This is a genomic window from Streptomyces sp. NPDC031274, assembly GCF_055570235.1.
In genome coordinates this window covers 1-1037 of record NZ_JBVIHP010000486.1, presented here as the reverse complement: position 1 = coordinate 1037, position 1037 = coordinate 1, and the positions used below count along the sequence as shown (strand labels likewise).

At 73.7% G+C, this 1037-nt stretch carries 1 protein-coding gene; it reads left to right on the top strand.

Features of this window, described 5'->3' with window-relative positions:
- Positions 1-969: beta-ketoacyl-[acyl-carrier-protein] synthase family protein (locus ACZ5CR_RS47365; RefSeq protein ID WP_468870277.1), on the top strand; the 969-nt coding region annotated here is incomplete at its 5' end.
- Between the last annotated feature and the right edge of the window lie 68 nt (positions 970-1037).

Here is a 1037-nt window from a genome sequence, read left to right as displayed (position 1 = left end):
CACTTCAGGTCTATCGGAGTCGTGCACCATGTCCGGATGAGAAAATTCGGTCCGTCGACGCCCAGGGAGACGGTTGGCATTGCGGCCGCCTCGCGCTGGCTGCCCGACGGTGCTTCCCACGCGTCCGCAGCGGTGGACAGCGGGCGGATGAAGTCCCGTACGGCACGGGAATTGGGTCATGAGACGCTGCCGGCCGCCGAGGACACCCCGGCACCCGACATGGCCGTACGCGCCGCGCGTGCCGTCCTCGCCGCCACCGGGACCGACCCCGGGCGGCTCGACGTGCTCTGCCACGCGTGGATGTACTACCAGGGGCACGACCTGTGGTCGCCGCCCCACTACATCGCCTCGGAGCTCGGTGCCGCCCGGGCCCTGCCGGTCGGTATCCAGCAGGTGTGCAACGGCGGGGCGGCGGCCCTCGACATGGCCACGTCCTGGCTCCGCGACCGTCAGTCGCGCAGGGCGGACGGCACGGCGGACGGCGCGACGGACGGCACGCAGGACAGCACGCAGGACAGCACGGCCTGGGGCCTGGTCACCACGGGCGACCGGTTCGCCGCTCCCGGCTTCGACCGGTGGGCCGGGGACTACGGAGTGGCGTACGGCGACGGCGGCACCGCCCTGCTGGTCCGCACCCCGGCGGGCCCCGGGGACGCTCTGCTGCTGCGGGCCCTTGCCACCGTCGCGGCCCCCGGCCTGGAGTCGATGCACCGCAGCGGCGACCCGTTCGCCGCCGCGCCCCGCAGCCATCGCGAGCAGGTCAACATGCGTGCCACCAAGCGCTCCTACCTGCGCAGGCACGGCAACGAGGGCTTCGTCGCGGCCAATGAGCGCAGCATCCGCACCGTGGTCGCCCAGGCGCTGCGCGACGCGGGAATGAGCCCGCAGGACCCGCGGCTGCGCTGCGTGGTGCTGCCCCGCTTCGGCCTGAAGACGCTCCAGGAGTCCTGGATCGGGGTGCTCGCCTAGTGCGTGCCCGTGCCTCCGGTGGACTACGGCCGCGACACCGGCCACCTGGGTGCGGGGGACGCCGCGGC